General features: G+C 63.7%; 1 protein-coding gene. It reads left to right on the forward strand.

Going from position 1 to position 1,657, the window contains the following annotated elements:
* The first annotated feature begins 442 nt into the window (after positions 1–442).
* Positions 443–1,339, forward strand: coding sequence for an alpha/beta fold hydrolase (locus G6024_RS12420; protein WP_069388583.1), 897 nt, complete (start codon positions 443–445; stop codon positions 1,337–1,339).
* Positions 1,340–1,657 lie beyond the last annotated feature (318 nt).

The following is a 1,657-nucleotide window of genomic DNA, read 5'->3' on the forward strand; positions in this document are numbered from 1 at the left end:
TTGTGCCTCACCGCATCACCGGCGAACCCCAGTTACGCACTCCGGATCCGGAAGGGCCCCTTATCCATGGGTGTGGGCTCGCGTGCACACCACGCGCGAGACCGCCGTTGGGGTGCTGCAGCAGGTACAGATCGCTGTGGTGGAAGTCCGAACGGATCGCGCCGGCCGATCGCGCCGACTCCACGAGTCTTTCAGCCGCGTGGAACGCCCGCCCGATCTCCGCCCGGAACAGCTCGGTTCCAGCATCCGGCGAGAGGATGACGTCGCTGAACCCGAGATTGAACCGCTGTGAGTGCGCCAATTGTGGCTGGTTGATCGACTACGAGGAGTCTGGGTCGGTGTCGAGTGAGTGTGCCGGTCGAGTGTGGTGTGCAATGGTATTCACCCCCTGCGGCAACATGACTGAGAATGCTCCACTCGATAATCATGGCGAGGAACTTCTATGGATCCTGTAGTCACAACCCTTGAGCTCCGCGGTGACGGTGTCACACTTGCCGCCGACCGGTGGGATCCACCGTCAACTGCGGGCGATTCAGACGTCAGCAGTAAAGGTGTGGTGCTGTTGCTGCACGGCGGCGGGCAGACCCGGCATTCCTGGCGAAACACCGGACGCAGGCTCGCGGCGGACGGCTGGTCCGCCCTCGCCCTGGATGCACGGGGGCATGGGCAGAGCCAATGGGCACCGGACGGGGACTATGGCATCGACGCTCTGGTCGCCGACCTGACCTCGGTCATCGGCGAGTTGGGGCAGACGCCGGTACTGGTCGGGGCCTCGATGGGCGGTATGACGTCGTTGATCGGACAAGGAGAGAATCCCGAGCTCGCTCGTGGTCTGGTGTTGGTCGATATCGCCCCGAAGGTCGAACCGGGCGGCACCGCGGAGATTATGGCGTTCATGCAAAGTGGCCTGGATGGTTTTGACAGCCTCGACGACGCTGCCGCAGCGATCGCAGCGTATACCCCGAACCGGGTCCGCACCCCCAACCCGCAGGGGCTGCGCAAGAACCTCCGTCTGCGCGATGGCCGCTGGTATTGGCATTGGGATCCGGCGTTTCTGCGCCAGGGCGACGAACCCACCCGCCAGACCGACTCGATCGTGCGATACGAACGCGCCCGGGACGCCGCAGCCGCGATTACCGTTCCCACGATGCTCGTTCGTGGAACACAATCAAACGTGGTCAGCGAAGAGGGCGCCAAAGAGTTGCTTGAGCTCATACCGACCGCCAGATTGATCGACGTCACCGGGTCCGGTCATATGGTCGCCGGCGACGACAACGATGTGTTCAGCGGCGGATTGAAGGGTTTTCTCGACAACGACGTTCTCGCATCGCGCCACTGACGCCGTCGAGGACTCGAACGTCACCGGCGGCGGGAGCTCACCTGGGTTGCGTATCGGTGCCGGTTGCATTGATGGCCGGATTCGCCCGCCCCGGCGGGCCGCTTCGCTGACAGCGGAGCTCGAGGACCGCTTCCCCGGATGTGGCCGCCCTGCGATCCCGGCTTCGATGTTGGCCACGAGCATGGACCGATAACCAAACTTTATGTAAATCTGAGGCCGAAGCGCCAGCGAAGGATCAAGACCCAGTTACACCACTTCCAGGGGCTTGACCTCGCACTCCCCCACCGCCTCGAGCTGACGCGCCTCGTTCTGATCGGC

Source organism: Dietzia maris, assembly GCF_014144855.1.
In the GTDB taxonomy this organism is placed as follows: Bacteria; Actinomycetota; Actinomycetes; order Mycobacteriales; family Mycobacteriaceae; genus Dietzia; species Dietzia kunjamensis.

Coding starts and splice junctions, on each gene's coding strand:
- G6024_RS12420 (WP_069388583.1), top strand. CDS start 443: ATGGATCCTGTAGTCACAACCCTTGAGCTCCGCGGTGACGGTGTCACA.